General features: G+C 67.3%; 13 protein-coding genes. 1 reads left to right on the forward strand and 12 read right to left on the reverse strand.

What is annotated here, in order from left to right:
* Window position 1: 1 nt before the first annotated feature.
* A complete protein-coding gene (locus tag C481_RS04860; RefSeq protein ID WP_006107963.1) occupies window positions 2–1,300 on the forward strand; it encodes an RNB domain-containing ribonuclease in 1,299 nt (432 codons plus the stop codon).
* A 40-nt stretch (window positions 1,301–1,340) separates the two neighbouring features.
* Here C481_RS04860 and C481_RS04865 read toward each other — a convergent pair whose 3' ends face one another.
* The 12 genes from C481_RS04865 to C481_RS04920 all read right to left on the reverse strand — a co-directional run bounded on the left by C481_RS04865 (window position 1,341) and on the right by C481_RS04920 (window position 17,477).
* Window positions 1,341–1,910, reverse strand: coding sequence for a GNAT family N-acetyltransferase (locus tag C481_RS04865; protein ID WP_006107964.1), 570 nt, complete (start codon window positions 1,908–1,910; stop codon window positions 1,341–1,343).
* 93 nt (window positions 1,911–2,003) lie between these two features.
* Window positions 2,004–3,194: a hypothetical protein gene (locus tag C481_RS04870; RefSeq protein WP_006107965.1), complete on the reverse strand. Its 1,191-nt coding sequence runs from the start codon at window positions 3,192–3,194 to the stop codon at window positions 2,004–2,006.
* A gap of 268 nt (window positions 3,195–3,462) precedes the next feature.
* On the reverse strand, window positions 3,463–4,416 hold the full coding sequence (gene kdgK1 / locus C481_RS04875; RefSeq protein WP_006107966.1) for a bifunctional 2-dehydro-3-deoxygluconokinase/2-dehydro-3-deoxygalactonokinase: 954 nt from the start codon (window positions 4,414–4,416) through the stop codon (window positions 3,463–3,465).
* Window positions 4,417–4,525: 109 nt separating this feature from the next.
* On the reverse strand, window positions 4,526–5,614 hold the full coding sequence (rtcA, locus tag C481_RS04880; protein ID WP_006107968.1) for an RNA 3'-terminal phosphate cyclase: 1,089 nt from the start codon (window positions 5,612–5,614) through the stop codon (window positions 4,526–4,528).
* The gene (mutL, locus tag C481_RS04885) at window positions 5,607–7,841 is read right to left on the reverse strand and encodes a DNA mismatch repair endonuclease MutL (protein WP_006107969.1); all 2,235 of its coding nucleotides are present in this window, start codon (window positions 7,839–7,841) and stop codon (window positions 5,607–5,609) included. The genes rtcA and mutL overlap by 8 nt, the downstream gene beginning before the upstream one ends.
* Before the next feature lie 165 nt (window positions 7,842–8,006).
* A complete protein-coding gene (locus C481_RS04890; protein ID WP_006107971.1) occupies window positions 8,007–8,927 on the reverse strand; it encodes a dihydrodipicolinate synthase family protein in 921 nt (306 codons plus the stop codon).
* A gap of 81 nt (window positions 8,928–9,008) precedes the next feature.
* On the reverse strand, window positions 9,009–9,809 hold the full coding sequence (locus tag C481_RS04895) for an SDR family NAD(P)-dependent oxidoreductase (protein ID WP_006107972.1): 801 nt from the start codon (window positions 9,807–9,809) through the stop codon (window positions 9,009–9,011).
* A 100-nt stretch (window positions 9,810–9,909) separates the two neighbouring features.
* The gene (gene mutS, locus C481_RS04900; RefSeq protein ID WP_006107974.1) at window positions 9,910–12,654 is read right to left on the reverse strand and encodes a DNA mismatch repair protein MutS; all 2,745 of its coding nucleotides are present in this window, start codon (window positions 12,652–12,654) and stop codon (window positions 9,910–9,912) included.
* A gap of 915 nt (window positions 12,655–13,569) precedes the next feature.
* Window positions 13,570–13,905, reverse strand: coding sequence for a tRNA-binding domain-containing protein (locus C481_RS04905; protein ID WP_006107975.1), 336 nt, complete (start codon window positions 13,903–13,905; stop codon window positions 13,570–13,572).
* 84 nt (window positions 13,906–13,989) lie between these two features.
* Window positions 13,990–14,988 carry an LLM class flavin-dependent oxidoreductase gene (locus C481_RS04910; protein WP_006107976.1) on the reverse strand — a complete coding sequence of 333 codons (999 nt, stop codon included), beginning with the start codon at window positions 14,986–14,988 and terminating at the stop codon, window positions 13,990–13,992.
* Window positions 14,985–16,340, reverse strand: coding sequence for a bifunctional hydroxymethylpyrimidine kinase/phosphomethylpyrimidine kinase (gene thiD / locus C481_RS04915; RefSeq protein ID WP_006107977.1), 1,356 nt, complete (start codon window positions 16,338–16,340; stop codon window positions 14,985–14,987). The genes C481_RS04910 and thiD overlap by 4 nt, the downstream gene beginning before the upstream one ends.
* Before the next feature lie 129 nt (window positions 16,341–16,469).
* Entirely contained in the window at window positions 16,470–17,477 is a 1,008-nt protein-coding gene (locus tag C481_RS04920) for an AIR synthase family protein (protein WP_006107979.1), read from the reverse strand.
* Between the last annotated feature and the right edge of the window lie 191 nt (window positions 17,478–17,668).

The following is a 17,668-nucleotide window of genomic DNA, read 5'->3' on the forward strand; positions in this document are numbered from 1 at the left end:
CATGAGCGACGACGCACAGGCCGAAGCCGGCACGGCCGAAGGGCAAGGTCCCGTCGAAATCTCCGAGGACCTCGCCCGCCATCTCGACAACAAGCGCGACGAACTCTTCGAGAAGTTCGAGATCCGCGACGAGTTCCCGTCGGCGGTGCTCGACGAGGCCGAGGCCAGAACCGAGGACGTTCAGGCCGAAATTTCCGACGAGATCGACGAGCGGGCGGATTTACGCGATCTGACGACCTGGACGACGGACCCGATCGACGCCCAGGACTTCGACGACGCGATCTCGATCGAAGAACGCGAGGACGAGTACGTCCTCTGGGTGCACATCGCGGACGTGACCCACTACGTCCACCCCGAATCGGCGATGTGGGAGGAGGCCGTCGAACGCAGCAACACGGTCTATTTGCCCGGCTACACGATCCACATGCTGCCGCCGGTGCTCGCCGAAACCGTTTGCTCGCTCGTGCCCAACGAGGAGCGACTCGCCCACACCGTCGAGATGCACCTGGACAAGGAGCATCTGGGCTACGAGAACATCGAGATCTACAAGTCCGTCATCGAGTCGGACGAACGGCTCACTTACTCCCAGGCCGAGAACCGTCTCGACGACCCCGACGCCCCGTTGCACGAGGAAAACACGCTCGTCCACGAACTCGCCGATCGGATGCACGAACAGCGCAAGGAAGACGGCTCGCTGGTACTCAACCCCTCCCGCGACCGGGCCCACACGATCATCGAAGAGTGCATGCTGAAGGCCAACAAGGCCGTGACGCACACGCTGATGTGGGACCGCGGCGTCGAGGCGATGTACCGCGTCCACCCACAGCCAAGCCCTGACGAGTGGTCCGAAGCCCTCCGCGAGATCCAGGATCTGGACGGCGTCTCGATTCCCGGCGACACCTGGGACGACCCTCGGAAAGCGGTCAACGCCACCCTAGAGGAAGCGCCCGGCCGCCAGCTCGACAAGATCCAGTGGGCCGTGATGAAGGTCATGCCCCGCGCGAAGTACATGAACGACCCCTTCGGCGGCCACCACGCGCTGAATTTCGAAATCTACGGCCACTTCACCAGTCCCATCCGCCGCCTCTCGGACCTGATCAACCACTGGATCGTCTACCAGAACGACGTGCCCGAGAACCTGATCGAACTCTGCGACCGCGCGAGCGACAAGCAAAAGGACGCCGAACAGTGCGAGCGCGAGTACAAACAGTTCCTCCAAGAAGTCGGCCTCGATCCGATGGCGGTCAACAATCGCGGTGTCGAAGTTGTGGACGAGAGCGAGGCCGAGAAGACGCTGTAATCCGAACTCGAGTCAGTTTTGCGATCGATCATCGCCGAGTTCACAGCCGTTTCTCGTAGGTGAACTCCTCGAGTTCACCGGTTCCGTCGACGTTAACCAGATCCGATGCGTGCGTTTCCACTCGCTCGAATCCCGCGGACTCGTAGAACGAGATGCCGATCTCGTTGTTCGCGAGGACGCTCAGGCGAAGGCGATCACAGTGCGGGCGCACGTCGGCTTCGATGCGCCCTATCAGGGCCGTGCCCGCACCGTCTCCCCAGACGGACGGTCGCACGTACAGTCGACTCAGATACGCGGTCGACCGCTCGTCCGGGAGGATGCCGGCGTGAGCGAACCCGACGGCGGTGTCCCCCGATCGTTCGTCACCGGTACCGATATCGGCGCCAGTGTCGGTGTCGTCCGGTACGGCCACTAGAAACGATACGTCCTCCCGATCGCCCGCGTCCGCGATCGACTCCTCGAGTCCGTCGAGTGCGTACCAGTCGTCGATCATCGTCGTCACCTGCGACGGGCCGAGGAACTCGTCGTAGGCGGCGTGCCAACTCTCGCGGGCGATCTCGCGAACGGCCGGTGCCAGTTCGGGTGTCGCTCGGCGAACCGTCCAGTCCATACGCCTACCCGTATCTAATATAACAAAAATATTGACCCGCTGGCGACGGCCCGCTTTGGGGCCGGCGAATTACCGACCCCGTCGTCGCAGCGGTTAGCTCCGAACTCGTGCGGCGACGCCGACGAGCACGGCGACCAGACCGGTGACGACGCCGAATCCGGGCAGGCTGTCGTCGCCCGCTTCGTCGTCACCGTCGCTGCCGCTGCCGTCCTCGTCGGCGCTCCGGATCGTCAGTTCTCGTTCGGAGAAGTGATCGACCGCGATGAGCACGTCGGCGGCGGCCGAAGCGTCGCTCGACTGGGTCACCATGTACCGCGGCTCCTCGCCGATCCCACCCTCGAGTTCGCTGTAGGAGGACGCTTTCGCGGCGGCCTCGCCGTCGACGGTTACGGAGAGATCGGCGGCGCTCTCGCCGGCCGCGAGCGCGGCCTCGGAGAGACTGGTGATGACGACGGTACCTTCGCCGTGAGCGCGTTCGGCGGTCAGTTCGATGCGATCGCTCGCGTCGGTCGCGGTGTCGACCGCGATGTCCTGGCCGTACGTCGCAACGTCGGCGACCCGCTCGCCGTCGCGTTCGTCGGCGTAGACTTCGGCGGTTGCGACGCCCTCGGCGATCAATCGTTCCTGCGCCTCGGCCTCGTCGGTGCGTTCGCCGTCCGCGTACGAGCGGAAGACGAGCGTCGAGTCGCTCTCGAGGTCGGCCGTGACGGTGCCCTGCTCGGCGACAGTCACGTTACCGTCGCCGACGACGATGAGCGCGCCGGTCCGATCGTCGGTCTCGACGAGGACACGAGCGTCGCTTTCCTGCGCCGCCTCGGCGTTGCTCTCACCCGAGAGATTCAGCACGACGGACTGGGACTCCTCGCCGGCGTCGACGGTCAGAATGCCTCGGTCGGTGTCGTGTGCGGTGAGCGAGGCTGAACTCTCCGTGGCGATCTCGGCGCGCGTCTCGCTCCGAACGTCGAGGTCGATGCCGATCCCCTCGAGATCGACGGCTGCGGATAGGTCAGCGCCGGCGCTACCGCTTGTGCCGTCCTCGGCGTCGTTTCGGGAAGCGACAGTGACGTTTTCGAAGACCTGCTCGCCGTCGACACGGTAGTCGACGACCGAATCGGCCGCAGTCTCGAACTCGACGTGTGTGCCCGTATAGGCGTCCGCGTTTGCTTGACCGCGGGCAAGGTTTGCGTTCGATTCGTCGGAAGCCGATGCGCCTCCAGCGACGGCGGTCGCAGGAAAGGACGCGACGACGAGAACCGCGAGTACGACGGCACTGAGTCGATTCATCGTAACCAACCGGTGAGTGCGGGGGTAAAAACGGCTTGTGGCAGAACCGTCCAATTGTGTTCGTGTCTCTCTCCCGTAGTCCGGCGACACGGAACCAGCGAACGAGTTCGGGAGAAAGACGGGTTTCGCTCGAACGCCCGCGGCGGTCGCCCCGCTCGGAGCCGTCCACTGTAGTAACCACCGAAGCGATTTCCACACCGATCGCACACTCCTCGTGCGTCGTGCGATCCGGTGTCGACGTGCAGTGGCCGTCAGTGGCTACCAGAGCTCATCGAGAGATATCCTGCCCGTGTTCGGAGACGACCGCTTCGACCTCTTCCGCGGTGACGAGCGCGGCGTCGCCCGGAATCGTCCGCTTGAGTGCCGCCGTTGCGGCCGCGTACTCGAGTGCCGTCGGCACGTCGTCCCCGTCGAGTCGGCGGGCGATGAACGCGCCGGTGAACGCATCGCCGGTCCCGATCGCGTCGACGGTGTCGGTCTCGTAGGCGTCGTGGTCGTGGACGACGCTGTCGTGCCAGGCGATCGCCCCCTCGTCACCGCGGGTGACGACGACCGTCGTGAAGTCGTACTGCGAGCCGAGTTTGTGCGCCAACTGTCGCGGATCGCCCTCGAATCCGAGGACGGTTCGGGCGTCTCGGGCCGCGATCACGAGGATGTCGATGCCCGGAAACAGCTTCGTCATCGTTCCCTCGGCCTCCTCGGGCGACCAGAGCTTGCGCCGGTAGTTGAAGTCCACGGCGGTCGTCGTCCCGCCCTGTCTCGCCGCCTTGAGCAGGTTCGCCGTCGCATCCCGCAGGGACGAGGAGAGGGCGGGCGTAATCCCGCTCGTAAAGAAGACCTGCGCGTCCTGGATTCGGTCCAGATCGAACTCGTGGGCCGAGGCGGTCGTGATGGCGCTGTCCGCGCGGTCGTAGACGACGTTCGTCCCGCGCGGGGAGCCGCCTTGCTCGACGTAGTAGGTCCCCTGTCTCCCGCGGTGGCTCCAGACGACGTCCGTGTCGATGCCGTGCTGTCTGAGTTCGCCGACGGCACGTCGACCGAGCGGCGTCTCCGGAACCTTCGACAGCCAGGTCGCGGGCGTTCCGAGTCGCTGGGCGGTGATCGCGACGTTGCTCTCTGCGCCGCCGGCGTGAACCTCGAGTTCCCTCGCGTTTTCGAGTCGTTGCTTGCCGGGCGGGGAGAGCCGGAGCATCGTCTCGCCGAAGGTGACGAGTTCACTCACGGCTCGGCCCTCCAGAACTGGTCGAAACCGTCTGTGGCTACCATGTCGGGACAATCGAACGCTCCCGGTATAAGTTGTTCCGGTGTCACGTGGCCGCGTGACAGCGCGCTCAGGTGTCTGCGTCCGCTTCGGGTGCGACTGGGTCGACCGCGATGACGACCGCGTCGTTCTCGGGGCGCTTCTCGACCGGAACGCCGAACGATTCGAGGAGGGCACAACTCGTCTCGACGTGGTCGGTGGCGGCGGGAACGCGAACGCGCCCGCCGGCTATCGAGAGAAAGACGAGCAACTGGTCCGCCATGTGTCGGTCGACGGGGGCCGTGCCGTCGAGAAACCGGTTCGCAGCGTCCGCCGCGTTCTCGCCGACGCGCTCGGCCGGCACGCCGCGCTCGCCGAGAGCGCCGAACCCGGCGAGCGCACCCCCGCTCTCCTCGCTGTCCCGCTCGCCGTCGTCGATCCGAAGCACAAGCACGACCGCCGATCCGGGAGAGTCGCTGGCCGCCGTCGTCTCGGATCGCTCGACGAGTTCGCAGTCGCGCGCGTCGAGTCGCTCGAGTGCGCCTTCGGCCTGCCGATGCGCGACGTTTCGATCCGACAGCGCGGCGGCTTCCGTCGAGTGCACGCGGATCGCGGTCGGCCGTGTACGATCGGTCAACTCGATCGGTTCGAGCGTCGAGGGCGCGAGACGGAGCGTCGCTCGCCCGCCGCCGTCCGGGTAGAAGCCGCGTCGACTCCACTCGCAGGCCGCCGCGAGGCCGAACTGCCGGAGCAGCGGGAGCTTCACGCGCCGAAAATAGTCGAGCGGCGGCGACCACGCCACGTCCGTCCCGCCGGTTGCCGTCAGCGACAGCGGCGACTCGAGTTCGGTCGCGAGCGGGAGGACGGCATCGAACAGCAGCGCCACGCTGCCGGCGGTACCGATGTCGACGGCGTAGTCGCCGCCTGCGAGTCGCGCTCTGCCCGGGCTGAACTCGACCGTCTCCGCGCCGAGTTCGGCACCCGACACGTCGGCAGACGCGAGTTCGGCGAGCGTTTCGAGGACCGCCAGGTGCTGGTGTCGAAGCCCGGGCGTCGAGCGGTCGCCGCGAACGTTCGTGATGCGAACGGGCTCGTGCTCGAGAACCGCCAGTGTGAGCGCGGTTCGCAGGAATTGACCACCGGCGTTCGCGCCGTCGAGTTCGCGGACCACGTCAGCCACCGTGGCCCGGGTAGTCCCGCTCGAATCGGTCCTCGATTTCGCCCTCGTCGAACTGGACGATCACCGGCCGCCCGTGCGGGCAGGCGTAGGGGTTCTCGCAGTCGTCGAGTTCGGCGAGCAGGTCGACGACCGAGCCCTCGGTCAGCGAGGTGTTGCCCGTGATCGACGGGTAACACGCCAGGTCGCCGAGGAACTCGTCGGCCAGCGCGTCGACCGTCTCGGCACCCGCCTCGCGGTCGCCCTCGACGAACGAGGCGAGCACGTCCCGGAACCGATCCGGGTCCAGCGTCTCCTCGAACACCGCGGGAACGGTGGTCACGGCGACCGTGCGGTCGTCGACCCGGTCGGCGTAGAACCCGAGTTGCGCGAGCGCGTCGCGATAGGCCGCGAACGCCTCGGCCTCGGCCGCGGTCAGTTCGAGTTCGACCGGCGAGGCGAGCGCCTGGGCGGACGGGTCCTCGGCGACGGCCGCTTGCAGGCGCTCGTAGTTCACCCGCTCGTCGGCGGCGTGCTGGTCGATCAGCACCAGGCCGTCGTCGGTCTCACAGACGAGGTAGGTGTCGCTGTACTGCCCGAGCACCCGCAGCGGCGGAAGCGAACTGAACTCGTGGTCGTCGCCCGCACCCGTCGCGGCGTCGCCCGCGAGCGTCCGTTGTTCGGTCGCGGCGTCGAACTTGCGTTCGGGATCGAGCGCTCGTCGGCCGTGCGCTGGGCCCCCCGCATCGGCGTCGGAATCGGTCCGCGCCGGGGACGCGTTCGAGTTCTGCCGTGCCGACGCGTTCGAATCCGGTCCCGCGGTCGACGGTGTTCCTGCCGCGTCGGCCGACGCGGGACTGCCGTCATCCGGCTTCCGCCCCGGCTTTTGCCCCGCCGCGCGGTCGGCGGAATCGGTTTCCGCCGATCCCCGAGCGCCCGCCGAATCAGCTTCTCGCCGTTCGGCCGCTGACTCGAAGCCGCCCCGTTCGGTGTCGTCGGGCGCGGTCCCCGTCGGCGTCGCCTCGGTCCGGCTCTCGGAATCGTCGGGTGCGGATCCACCGCTTGACTCGCTCCCAGTCGCGCTGTCGTCGCTAGCTGAACTCGGATCCGGTTCCCGCCCGCCTTTCTCCCGCTCGGGCGTTTGCCGGTCGGGCGTCACTCGCGCCTCGCTCGGCGCGGATCGGCCACGCGGTGCCCGCGAGCGCAGCAGGCCGTGATCGAGCAGCGCGCTCTCGACCGCCGCATCGACCTGCCGGCGGACCGCATCGTCGTCGTCGAAGCGCACCTCGCGCTTTCGGGGGTGAACGTTCACGTCGACGGCCTCGCCGGGGGCGTCGTGAAAGAGGACGACGAACGGGTACCGATCGCTACCCAGTTGCGTCCCGTAGGCCCCCATGATCCCCTCGCGGACCGCATCCGCCGTGACGGCGCGGTCGTTGACGTACGTCGCGAGGTACTCCCGACTCGCGCGGTTGGTCTCGGGATGCGAGACGAGCCCGGAGACCCCCTCCAGCGGTCCCGGCGGGAGTTCGTCGCCCTCGGCTTCGACGGGGATCATCGCGGCGGCGACCTCGCGCCCGTAGACGGCGAGGACGGCCGCCTGGAGGTCGCCCTGCCCCGTCGTCGAGAAGACCTCGCGGCCGTCGTGGGTCAGCGAGACGGCCACGTCCGGGTTGGCGAGCGCGTAGCGCGTGACGATCCGGTTGACGTGGGCGAACTCGGTCGCGGTCGTCTTGAGGAACTTCCGGCGGGCGGGCGTGTTGTAGAACAGGTCCGCGACTTCGACGGTCGTTCCCGTCGGACAACCCGCGGGTTCGACCGACTCGACGTCGCCGCCCTCGTAGACGAGTTCAGTGCCGGCGTCGTCACCGTCCTGCGGGCGCGACCGGATGGTGAGCCGCGAGACGGAGCCGATGGTGTGGAGGGCCTCGCCGCGGAAGCCGAGGGTGGTGACGCCGGATTCGATGTCGCCGAGCCCGTCGATCTTGCTGGTCGTGTGTTCTCGGACGGCCGCCCGAACGTCGGCCTCGGACATGCCGCGGCCGTCGTCGGCGACGCGGACGAGTTCGGTGCCGCCGGCGTCGACGGTCACGTCGATGGTCGAGGCGTCGGCGTCCAGGCTGTTCTCGACGAGTTCTTTGACGGCGCTTGCGGGCCGCTCGACGACCTCGCCGGCGGCGATGCGGGCGACGGTATCGTCGTCGAGCCGGCGGATGTCCGTCTCGTCTCGTGGCGGTTGTGTGTCGCTCATGGTGATGGATGGGGTGGTGATGGTGATTCCCGAACGCGGAACGACCCCGAGCGGCGTCGTGAACTCGTCGGTCGCCCCGTCGTTCCGATCGGTCGGTGTACAGTACCTACTGGTGCTCGAGGGTGGTCAGAATTGCGGTTCCGCACCCCCGACGAACGACGAAAGTCAGACGAGATCCTCGCTCCCCTCCGCGCGCAGCGACAGCAGCTCCTCGAGGCTGTTCTCGATCGCCGTCCGGCCCGCCGGCGGCACCTCGACCAGCGGCGGGCGAACCGTGTCCGTCGGAATCACCCCGCGGACGGTAAGCGCCGTCTTCGTCGCCGGCGCGAACCCGTACTCGCCGCAGGCGTCGAACAGGCGAGACACGGCCGCCTGCAACTCGCCGCCGCGCTCGTCGTCGGCCCGTTCTACCACTTCGGCGTAGACCGAAGGAACGACGTTCGCGAGCGCGTTCACCCCGCCGTCGGCCCCCGTCCGAAGCGCCGGGACGAGCAACGCATCGTAGCCCTGCACCACGCGGAACTCCGCTGGCGTCCGCCGTATCGCATCGCGGACGAACTCGAGGTCGCCGCTCGAGTCCTTCAGTCCGATCACGTCCTCGCGGGCCGCCAGCGCTTCGATCGTCTCCGGCGCGAGTCCCCGACCGGTACAGGACGGGATGTTGTACAACAGCAGCGGCAGCGGCGACTCGTCGGCGACGGCCTCGAAGAACCGTCGATTGCCCGCCGGGTCGTTCGCGGCGTGGAAGTACGGCGGCGTGACGACCGCCGCGTCCGCGCCGACCGCGGCGGCGTCATCGATCGCCGCGACGGCTTCGGCAACGCTCGTCGCGGCCGTCCCCGCGAGAACGGGGACCTCGCCGCCGGCATGGTCGACCGCGAGTTCAGTTACGCGTCGGCGTTCGGCCGGGGAGAGACTCGCGAACTCGCCCGTCGTTCCGCAAGGGAAGATTCCGTCGATACCGCCGTCAACGGTGAACTCGACGAGGTCGCCGAACGCGTCGCCGTCGACGTCGCCGCTTTCGTCGAACGGCGTCACGAGCGGACAGGTGATTCCGGACAGCGCTGCAGTGAGGGTAGTTGGCATACCCTGTCTTCCGGGGCTGTCGACAAAACGTCTTGTGTCGGTGCAAGCGCGGAAGTCGACCGCGGGCGGTCTCGAAGCGGCCTACTCCAGTCCGAGGTCCTGCGACATCGAGTTCCCGGCGCGTGGAACGCCCTTCGCGGTGAGCGTCTCGCCGGTGATGAACGACGCGGCCGGACTGACGAGGAACTGGACGGCGTCCGCGATTTCCTCGGCGTGGCCGATCCGGCGCTCGGTCTTCTCGCGCGAGGGCATGTCCTCGCTTTGAATGCCGAGCGTCTCGGCGACGCCGGGCGTCTGAATCAATCCCGGTGCGATGCAGTTGACGCGGATGCCGTCGCCGGCCCACTCGGTCGCCAGCGTCTCCGTCAACCGGATGACCGCCGCCTTCGAGGCCCCGTAGTGGCTCTCGCCCGGTGCGGCGTGCTGGCCGTTGACCGACGAGAGGTTGACGATCGACCCGCCGTCGCCCTCGCGCATGACCTCGCCGGCCAGTTGGGTGCAGTGGACGGTACTGTGGAGGTTGAGGTCGACGATGGTCTTCCACCCGTTCTCCGAGATGTCCTCGAAGTTCGCGACGAACTCGCCGCCGGCGTTGTTGACGAGTACGTCGATGTCGCCGAACGCTTCGACGGTTTCGTCGACGAACGACTGGACCTGCTCGCGCTCGCGGACGTTGCACTCGACGGCGAGGGCCTCTCCCGGCACGTCCTCGGCCTCGTTGATGTCCTCCGCGACCGGTCCGACGCGGTCGATCGAGCGCGAGCAGATCGCGACGTTCGCCCCGCTCGCGGCGAGCGTCTCAGCGATCGATTTCCCGATTCCCTGACTCGCACCCGTGACGATGGCGGTCTCGCCCGCGATGTCGTAGTCTGGTTCGTGCATCGTGCTACTGGATGCCGCAGCCGCCTATAGAGTTACCGATGGAAACGTATCCGATAGAAAACCGTACAATGGATGGATTTGTGCGCCCTCCCGTCGAGCATCACTCAGATAGTTTTTCCTGCCACTCCTGAACCTTCGTGATCAGTTCGACCGGCGGCGTCGCGTTCACGTCGAGTTCTTCGAGGTCGTCGAGGACGGCTTCGGTCTCGGGGTCGATGTCGTCGGACTCTGCGGTATCGGTCGGCGCGCCGTCGGAGGCCTCGGACGAGGATCGCGAACCGCCGGCTCGCTCACTTCCGGAGGACCGATGGTCTTCTGCCGTTTGACCCGTGGTACTCGTCTCACCACCGTCGGCGTTCGCCGGGCCGCGGAACTGCCCGCTGCCGACGTCGAACACCGTCTGGACCGGCTCGCCGGCGTCGCCGCCTTTGGCTTCGATGGCCTTCTCCTCGCGGAGACGCGTGAGAACGTCCCGTGCGCGGTCGACGACGGGACCGGGAACGCCGGCGAGGTCGGCGACGTGGATGCCGTAGGATCTGTCCGTGGGGCCGTCACGCACGGCTCGTAAGAAGGTTACGTCGCCGTCGCGCTCATCCGCGGCGACGTGGACGTTGGCAACCCGCGGGAGGTTCTCCGCGAGGCCGGTGAGTTCGTGGTAGTGTGTCGCAAATAGCGTCTTGGCTGCGACCTCGTTGTGCAGGTACTCGGTGGCCGCCCAGGCGATCGAGATGCCGTCGTAGGTCGCGGTTCCGCGCCCGACCTCGTCCAGGACGACGAGCGATTCCTCGGTCGCCGTATGGAGGATGTTCGAGAGTTCGCTCATCTCGACCATGAACGTCGAGCGGCCCTGTGCGAGTTCGTCGAGCGCGCCGACGCGGGTGAAGATGCCGTCGACGAGACCGATCTCGGCTTCCTTCGCCGGGACGAAGCTCCCGATCTGGGCGAGCAGGACGATGCAGGCGACCTGTCGCATGTACGTCGACTTCCCGGACATATTGGGGCCGGTGACCACGAGGAAGCCCCGGTCCTCGCCGTCCAGCCGAACATCGTTCGGGACGAACTCGGTGGTCTGTTCGACGACGGGATGGCGGCCCTGATCGATGTCGAGCGCGTCGCCGCGGTGCAGACCGGGCTTGACCCACCGGTTCTCCGCGGCGTGGGTCGCGAGACTCGCCAGCGCGTCGACCGCCGCGAGGGCGCGGCCGACGTCCTGTAAGAGTTCAGCTCGCTCGGCTACGTCGTCGCGAAGCGCTTCGAAGAGGTCGTACTCGAGTTCGCCGCGTTGCTCCTCGAGCCGGAGGATCTCGCGTTCTTTTTCCTCCAGGTCGTCGGTGGTGAACCGCTTCGAGTTCTTGAGGGTCTTGACCTGCTCGTAGTGGTCGGGGACGCCGTCGGCGGCGGATTTGCCGACCTGGATGTAGTAGCCGTCGGTCTTGTTCCGGTCGACGGTCACGTGCGAGAGGCCGTGCTGGCGCTTCTCGCGTTCGTCGAGCGTGTCGAGCCACTGCTTTACCTCCTCGTGGCGGTCGATGACCTCGTCTAAGTCGTCGTCGTAGCCGTACTGGAGGAGTTCGCCTTGGGTTACCGTCGAAGGTGGGTCGTCGGCGATGGCGTCTTCGAGCGCTTCCCGAAGGTCCGCTGCGGCGGCGCGGTCCGGCCGGTCGATGATGCCGGCCAGCGGCGAGTCCGCGAGATTCGGCGTCGAGTCGATGGTCTCCGCGAGCGCCGGGAGCACGGCGAGGGTTTCTCGAACCGCGAGGAGGTCCCGCGCGTCCGCGCTGCCGTGGGTCGCCTTCGACGCCAGGCGCGCGAGGTCGTAGGCCTCGTCGAGGGTATCCTGGATCTCGTCGCGTTCGAGCGCCGCCGACGAGAGCGCCGCGACGCTCTCCTGGCGTTGCTCCAGCGTCTCGAGCGCGCGACGCGGGCGCTGGAGCCACTCCTTCAACAGCCGGCCGCCGGCGCTGGTTTCGGTGTGGTCGATCGTCGCGAACAGCGAGCCCTCGCGCTCGCCCTGCATGGTTTCGGTGAGCTCGAGGTTGCGCTGAGTCGTCGCGTCGAGGGTGACGTGATCGTCGCCGTGGTGGGCCTGAATGCGCGTCATCGACGCGAGCACGCCGGCCCCGGTCTCCTCGACGTAGGCGAGAATCGCACCCGCGGCGGCCGTCGCTTCGGGGCCGACCGACAGGCGCTCGACGGTCTCGCGGCCGAACTGCTCGCGAACGGCGTGTGCGGCGCGCTTCGGGGCGAAGGCCTCCGTCTCGTGAAGCGTCAGCGCCGCGTCGATGCGCTCGCGGACCGTCCCCAACAGGTCGTCGTCCGTCCGGCTGTCGGGGCCGGGCAGCACCTCGACGGGATCGAACCGGTAGAGTTCGGTCAGCGCGGCGTCGGTGTCCGCGGCCTCGGCGACGAGAAAGCGCCCCGTCGTCACGTCGGCGAAGGCGAGGCCGTAGCGCGGATCGGAGCCGGAGCCGCCGTCGACCACCGCCGCGAGGTACTGCGCGTCGGCGTCGCTCGTCTCGAGCAACGTCCCTGGCGTGACGACCCGCTGGATCTCGCGCGCGTGGCCCGATTCGGTTTCGTACTGGTCGGCGACGGCGACCCGGTAGCCGCGCTCGACTAAGGCCTTGAGATACGGCGTTAGATCGTCTAACGGCACGCCGGCCATCGGATAGGACGAGCCGTGCGAGGACTTCTGGGAGACCTTGAGATCGAGTTCGTCGCTGACGGTCTCCGCGTCCTCGCCGAAGAACTCGTAGAAATCCCCACACTGCATCGCCAACAGCTCCGCGTCGGTGCCCTCCTTGAGCGAGAAGAACTCGCCGACGATGCCCGTCGCCTCTGTCATACTCGGAGCCTGGCTTTCCATCACAAAAACCCTGCGGGATCCGTAGTGGAAGTGATCGAAACCGAACGCAGGACACCTGTCGAGTGGACGAGATCTCTTCGAGCGGAACTGACCGGAAACGCCCACCCGGGATAGCGCCCGAATCACTCCCCAAAGAATCTCGCCTCTCCTCTCTCGTCCACAACCGTGACCGCCCCTTCTAACGGTTAGTATCGTCTTTCCCAAACCAATTCATTTAGGAAAATATATGTAACATCTACGAGTTTCACTCGTATGTCCCTCCGTACGCGGCGGCAAACTCTACTGTTGATGGGCGGTGGTCTCCCTATGGTACTCGCTGGTTGTTCCGGCCGCGAGAGTTCCACAGTAGATACCCGTTTGATGCAACTTCAGGCGATCAATCATGAATCTGACGCGTATAGTCTCTCTGTTGAAATAACTGAGAGCGGTGAGGCGGTATACGAGAGGGCGGTCGAAATCCCGTCAGCTGCGGATGAATCGACTGGATTAGGAGACGGTAAGTGGAGCGGAGTAGCGTTTGAGGGCTATCCGACAGAGCCAGGTTCGTATATTTTACACACGTGGCGAGGTGATCAATCCAAGGAAGATGCCGTAACTCTTGATTTCGCTGCGTACGATCAGGAATGTGTTCAGGTGCGGGTATATATTGGTGATGCACGAGGAGACAGTGGAGCTGCACTCAGTATCTGGAGATCATTTGACTGTTCCACCGTCGACTGATCTTGGGGGAACTGACCGGCCGCTACGTTCCTTCATTGACTGGGAACACGCTCTCTTCGAAGGAACGAACTCGGATCGAAAAATTTCCCACTTTCAAATACGTTTTCGGTGAAAAGTTCACCGGAAAACGACCCGAACAGCCCGATCAGTACCCGAGACGGGATCGGTGTCGAGTTAATACAGCGACCCGCCGAGCGGGACATCCACATCCCGATCCGGTTCGACCAGCACCGGGAACTCGTCCTCGTCGGGGACGCCGACGGTCAGCGCCTCGGATTTGAACCCCGCGATCCGCACCGAGCCCAAGTTCGTCGCACACAGCACCCGCCGGCCCTCGAGTTCGGACGGCTCGTAGTGGTGATCGAGTTGTGCTGCGGACTGAATCTCGCCGTGGTCCTCGCCGAGGGTGATCCACAGTTTGGTCATCTTCGGTTTGTTCGCCTCGGGGAACGGTTCGGCCTCCAGTACCTCGCCGACACGAATCTCGACGTCGAATGGACTCTCGACCATGCGCAGTGCTATCGTCCGCCCGGAGAATGAGCGTTCGGTTTCCGGTAGTCTTGCGGACCGCAGCGAGGCGTCCGGACCGCGGACTCACGCGAGCAGTTCGTCGGCCAGCAGCGACAGGCTCTCGTCCTCGGCGGCCGCCGCGTCCGGCACCGCCAGCATGACCGTCTCGATTCCGGCGTCGACGTACGCATCGAGGCGCTCGCGGATCTCCGCCGGCGTCCCCGTCGGTGCCGTCTCGACGTAGCCGGAGAGGAAGAACTCCCGGGGCTCGCTCGGCTCGTCAGGGAGGAACTCGTCCGCGAACGCTGTTCGCTTGCGTTCCGCATCCGCAGTCGTCTCGCCGACGAAGACGAACAGTTCGGCGGACTTGCGGATCTCGTCGTACCGCGCGTCGTCCTCGCAATGGCCTCGCAGTACGTCGAGTTTCTCCCGAAATCCCTCGGGCGAGAGGGTCCCGAAGTTCCAGCCGTCGGCCAGCTCGGCCGTGTACCGGAGGGTGAACTCCTCGCCGCCGCCCCCGATCCAGATCGGCGGGTGCGGGTCCTGAACCGGCCGCGGCTCGCAGAACGCGCCCTCGAGTTCGATATCGAGATGCTCGCCCTCGTGGCTGTAGCGCTCCGCGGTCCACAGCCCCCGTAGAATCTCGACCGTCTCGGCGAGCCGCCGGAGCCGCTCTGCCGGCGGCTCCCTGAACTCGTAGCCGAACCGGTCGTACTCGTCACCGTACCAGCCCCCGCCCAGGCCGAGGTCGAGTCGGCCGTCGCTGATCCGGTCGACCGTCGCCGCCATCTTCGCCAGCAGCGCGGGCTGCCGGTAGGACTGGCTCGTGACGAGCGTGCCGACGCGGATTCGCTCGGTCGCCTCGGCGACGGCGCTGAGCGTCGTCCAGCACTCGTGGGCCCCGCGACGCGGGTCGCCGATCCACGACTGGAAGTGGTCCTCGAGCCAGACCGCGTCGTAGCCGAGCGATTCGGCCCGAATCGCCGTCTCGCGGACCGCGTCGATCTCGGTCCCGTACTGGGGGAGGATAACGCCGACGTCGAGTTCGGTCGCCGTCTCGACCGCGGCGCCGGGTGCGCTCATCGGCGCACCTCCGAACCGAGCGTGACGACGCGCTCGGCGAGGGTCGCGGGATCGTCCGCGAGCAGTTTCGTCACCGCCTCCTTGCCGACCGCCCCGCGGTCGATCACGGCCGCCGGCGGTTCCTCTCGGTCGCCGAACGCCTGCCGCGCGCCCCACCCCATCGTCTCGCCCTCCTCGTCGGCCGTCGGCTCGTCGGCGCGGTCGTACTCGGCGCGCTCCCAGCCGAGTTCGTCGAGCGCCGCCTCCACGTCCGCGCCGAACCGGCAGTTGACGGCGAACCGGAGGTCGGGGCTGAACTCGCGGGCGGCGAGGAGAAAGCGGGCGACGTGGCTCGATGCGCCGAACCGAACGCCGCGGTTGGGCTGGATTCCCGACAGCGTGCGCGTGATTCGGCCCTCGACGGCGGCCGTCTCGTCGACCGCTTCGGCGTAGGGGGTCGCCCCGACGACGTTCATCCCGACCTCCGGGACGAGTTCGGAGACGGAGGCGTCGACGAGTCGGTCGACGATGGTTTGCACTTCCTCGCTCGTCGCCTCCCGGGCGGCCGCGTTTCGCAATTCGACGGCGTGGTTGACCGCTCCGTCGCCCTCTCCGACGTCGTAGGCGTAGCGCACCGCCCGAACGAGAAAATCGGTCGAGCCGCCGACGGCCGTCTCGAGGTCGTCCCCCGTCGCCAGGCGGGCTGCGATCGCCGCCGACAGCGCACAGCCGGAGCCGTGGGTCGCCGTCGTGTCGATGCGCGGGTGTTCGAACGTCGTGGTGCCCGCGTCGGTGACGAGCACGTCTCGAACAGTCTCGCCGGGAACGTGTCCGCCCTTGACGAGCGCCGCGTCGACGCCGAGTTCGCGAATCCTCTCGCCGGCCTCGCGGGCGCTCTCCTCGCCCGTCACCGCGATGTCCGTCAGCACCTCGGCTTCGTCCGCGTTCGGCGTCGCGAGCGTCGCTTCCGATAAGAGGTCCTCGTAGGCCCGTTCGGCCTCGGGTTCGAGTAACCGATCCCCCGAGGTCGCGACCATCACGGGGTCGACGACCAGCGGGAACGCGAACGAACTCGCGCGCTCGGCGACGGTCTCGACGAGTTCGGTCGTCGCGAGCATGCCCGTTTTCGCGGCACCGACGTCGAAGTCGCCGGCGACCGCCCCGATCTGGGCGTCGACCTCCTCGGCGGGGAGGGCGAACGAGCGCTCGACGCCGCGGGTGTGCTGGGCGGTGACGGCGGTGATCGCCGACGTGCCGAAGACGCCGTGGGCGGTCATCGTCGCGAGGTCGGCCTGGATGCCGGCCCCGCCGCCGGAGTCGCTGCCCGCGATCGTCAGCGCGACGGGGCGACCGTCGGGTGCTGGAGTTCTCATAGCCGGGGGTATTCGCTGGTTATACAAATCGATAGTGGTCCGAAACCCGGCCGGATCGATGAACTCGGTGGACGGATGGAGTGAGACGTCATCGGTCGGCTCGACGACTCGGAAGCGGTTCAGTCTGTGCTACTCACTTGCAAGCTCCGCGTAGGCCGCCCACGACGGATCGGTGCGCGGATGCGCGAGTCGTTCGCCATCGACCGCGACCCCGGTCCCCGATTCGACGCGGCCGATGTCCGCGACGACGGTCCCTCGGTCTTCGAGCGCCGTTCGCACCGCGTCGACGCCGTCCGGGTCGACCGCGACGACGAGCGAGCCGCAGCTGGTCATCGCCCAGGGATCGAGTTCGAGGAGTTCGCAGACCTCGGAGACGCCGGGGCGCACCGGCACCGCCTCCCGGTCGACCACGAATCGGGCGTCGGCACCCGCCGCCATCTCGTTCAGCGCGCCCGCGAGCCCGCCCTCGGTCACGTCGTGCATCGCGGTGACCGGTCCCGCCGCGGCCGCCGTAAGCGCGTCCCTGACCGCGTAGACCTCGTCAAGGCGGTCCCGCGCGTCGGCGATCACCTTCTCTGGGAGATCCAACTGGTCGCCGAAGAGGGTGCTGAGGAGGCCGACCGCCTCCACGGCCGGTCCGGTCGTCAGGAGGAGCCGATCGCCGACGCGCGCGCCGTCGGGACGGACGACCGCGTCGTGCTCGCCGACGCCCATCGCGGTCGCCGCGCCGACCCACGGGTGAGACGGGTCGGAGTACCGGGCCGTGTGCCCCGTCACGACGCTCACGCCCAGGTCGAGACACTCCTCATGGATCGTCTCCCAGACGGTCGCGAACTCGTCGTCGGCCATCGTCTCGGGGAGGGTGAAACAGATCGAGAGGTGCGACGGCGCGACGCCGCTGACGGCCACGTCCGCGAGCACGAGATCGAGCGCGAACCGGGCCGCGCGCTCGAAGCCGAGCGCCGGCGGGATCGAGAGCGGGTCCGTCGCCGTGACGAGCGCCCGTCCACCCACGTCCAGCACGCCGAAATCGACGCCGTGAGTCGGCCCGATCACGACATCGTCCCGAGACGCACCCAGGTTCGGCGCGATCCGTTGCTCGAAGAACTCGCGGTCGATTTTCCCGAGGTCGGTCATACGCAAACCAGCCGGCCGACCGGCCTTCAGCGTACTGATCGCCGACGTGCACGCCCGCCCCGGACGAGTTCTCGCTGCCGACGCGAACCGTTTCCGTTCGTCCACGAGTCCGACACGCGGCGTAACCACCGACGGTTCACTCGCGCCGAACAGGAAACCGCAACCGGTTTCTGCAAACAGTGAAACCGATC

The sequence above is a fragment of the Natrialba asiatica DSM 12278 genome (assembly GCF_000337555.1).
Classification (GTDB): Archaea; Halobacteriota; Halobacteria; order Halobacteriales; family Natrialbaceae; genus Natrialba; species Natrialba asiatica.

Excerpts from the sequence above, each read along its gene's own strand:
- thiD (WP_006107977.1), bottom strand. The coding sequence starts at position 16,340 with ATGAGAACTCCAGCACCCGACGGTCGCCCCGTCGCGCTGACGATCGCG.
- C481_RS04895 (WP_006107972.1), bottom strand. The coding sequence starts at position 9,809 with ATGCACGAACCAGACTACGACATCGCGGGCGAGACCGCCATCGTCACG.
- C481_RS04865 (WP_006107964.1), bottom strand. The coding sequence starts at position 1,910 with ATGGACTGGACGGTTCGCCGAGCGACACCCGAACTGGCACCGGCCGTT.
- C481_RS04920 (WP_006107979.1), bottom strand. The coding sequence starts at position 17,477 with ATGACCGACCTCGGGAAAATCGACCGCGAGTTCTTCGAGCAACGGATC.
- C481_RS04905 (WP_006107975.1), bottom strand. The coding sequence starts at position 13,905 with ATGGTCGAGAGTCCATTCGACGTCGAGATTCGTGTCGGCGAGGTACTG.
- C481_RS04870 (WP_006107965.1), bottom strand. The coding sequence starts at position 3,194 with ATGAATCGACTCAGTGCCGTCGTACTCGCGGTTCTCGTCGTCGCGTCC.
- mutL (WP_006107969.1), bottom strand. The coding sequence starts at position 7,841 with ATGAGCGACACACAACCGCCACGAGACGAGACGGACATCCGCCGGCTC.
- C481_RS04910 (WP_006107976.1), bottom strand. The coding sequence starts at position 14,988 with ATGAGCGCACCCGGCGCCGCGGTCGAGACGGCGACCGAACTCGACGTC.
- mutS (WP_006107974.1), bottom strand. The coding sequence starts at position 12,654 with ATGACAGAGGCGACGGGCATCGTCGGCGAGTTCTTCTCGCTCAAGGAG.
- C481_RS04860 (WP_006107963.1), top strand. The coding sequence starts at position 2 with ATGAGCGACGACGCACAGGCCGAAGCCGGCACGGCCGAAGGGCAAGGT.
- C481_RS04890 (WP_006107971.1), bottom strand. The coding sequence starts at position 8,927 with ATGCCAACTACCCTCACTGCAGCGCTGTCCGGAATCACCTGTCCGCTC.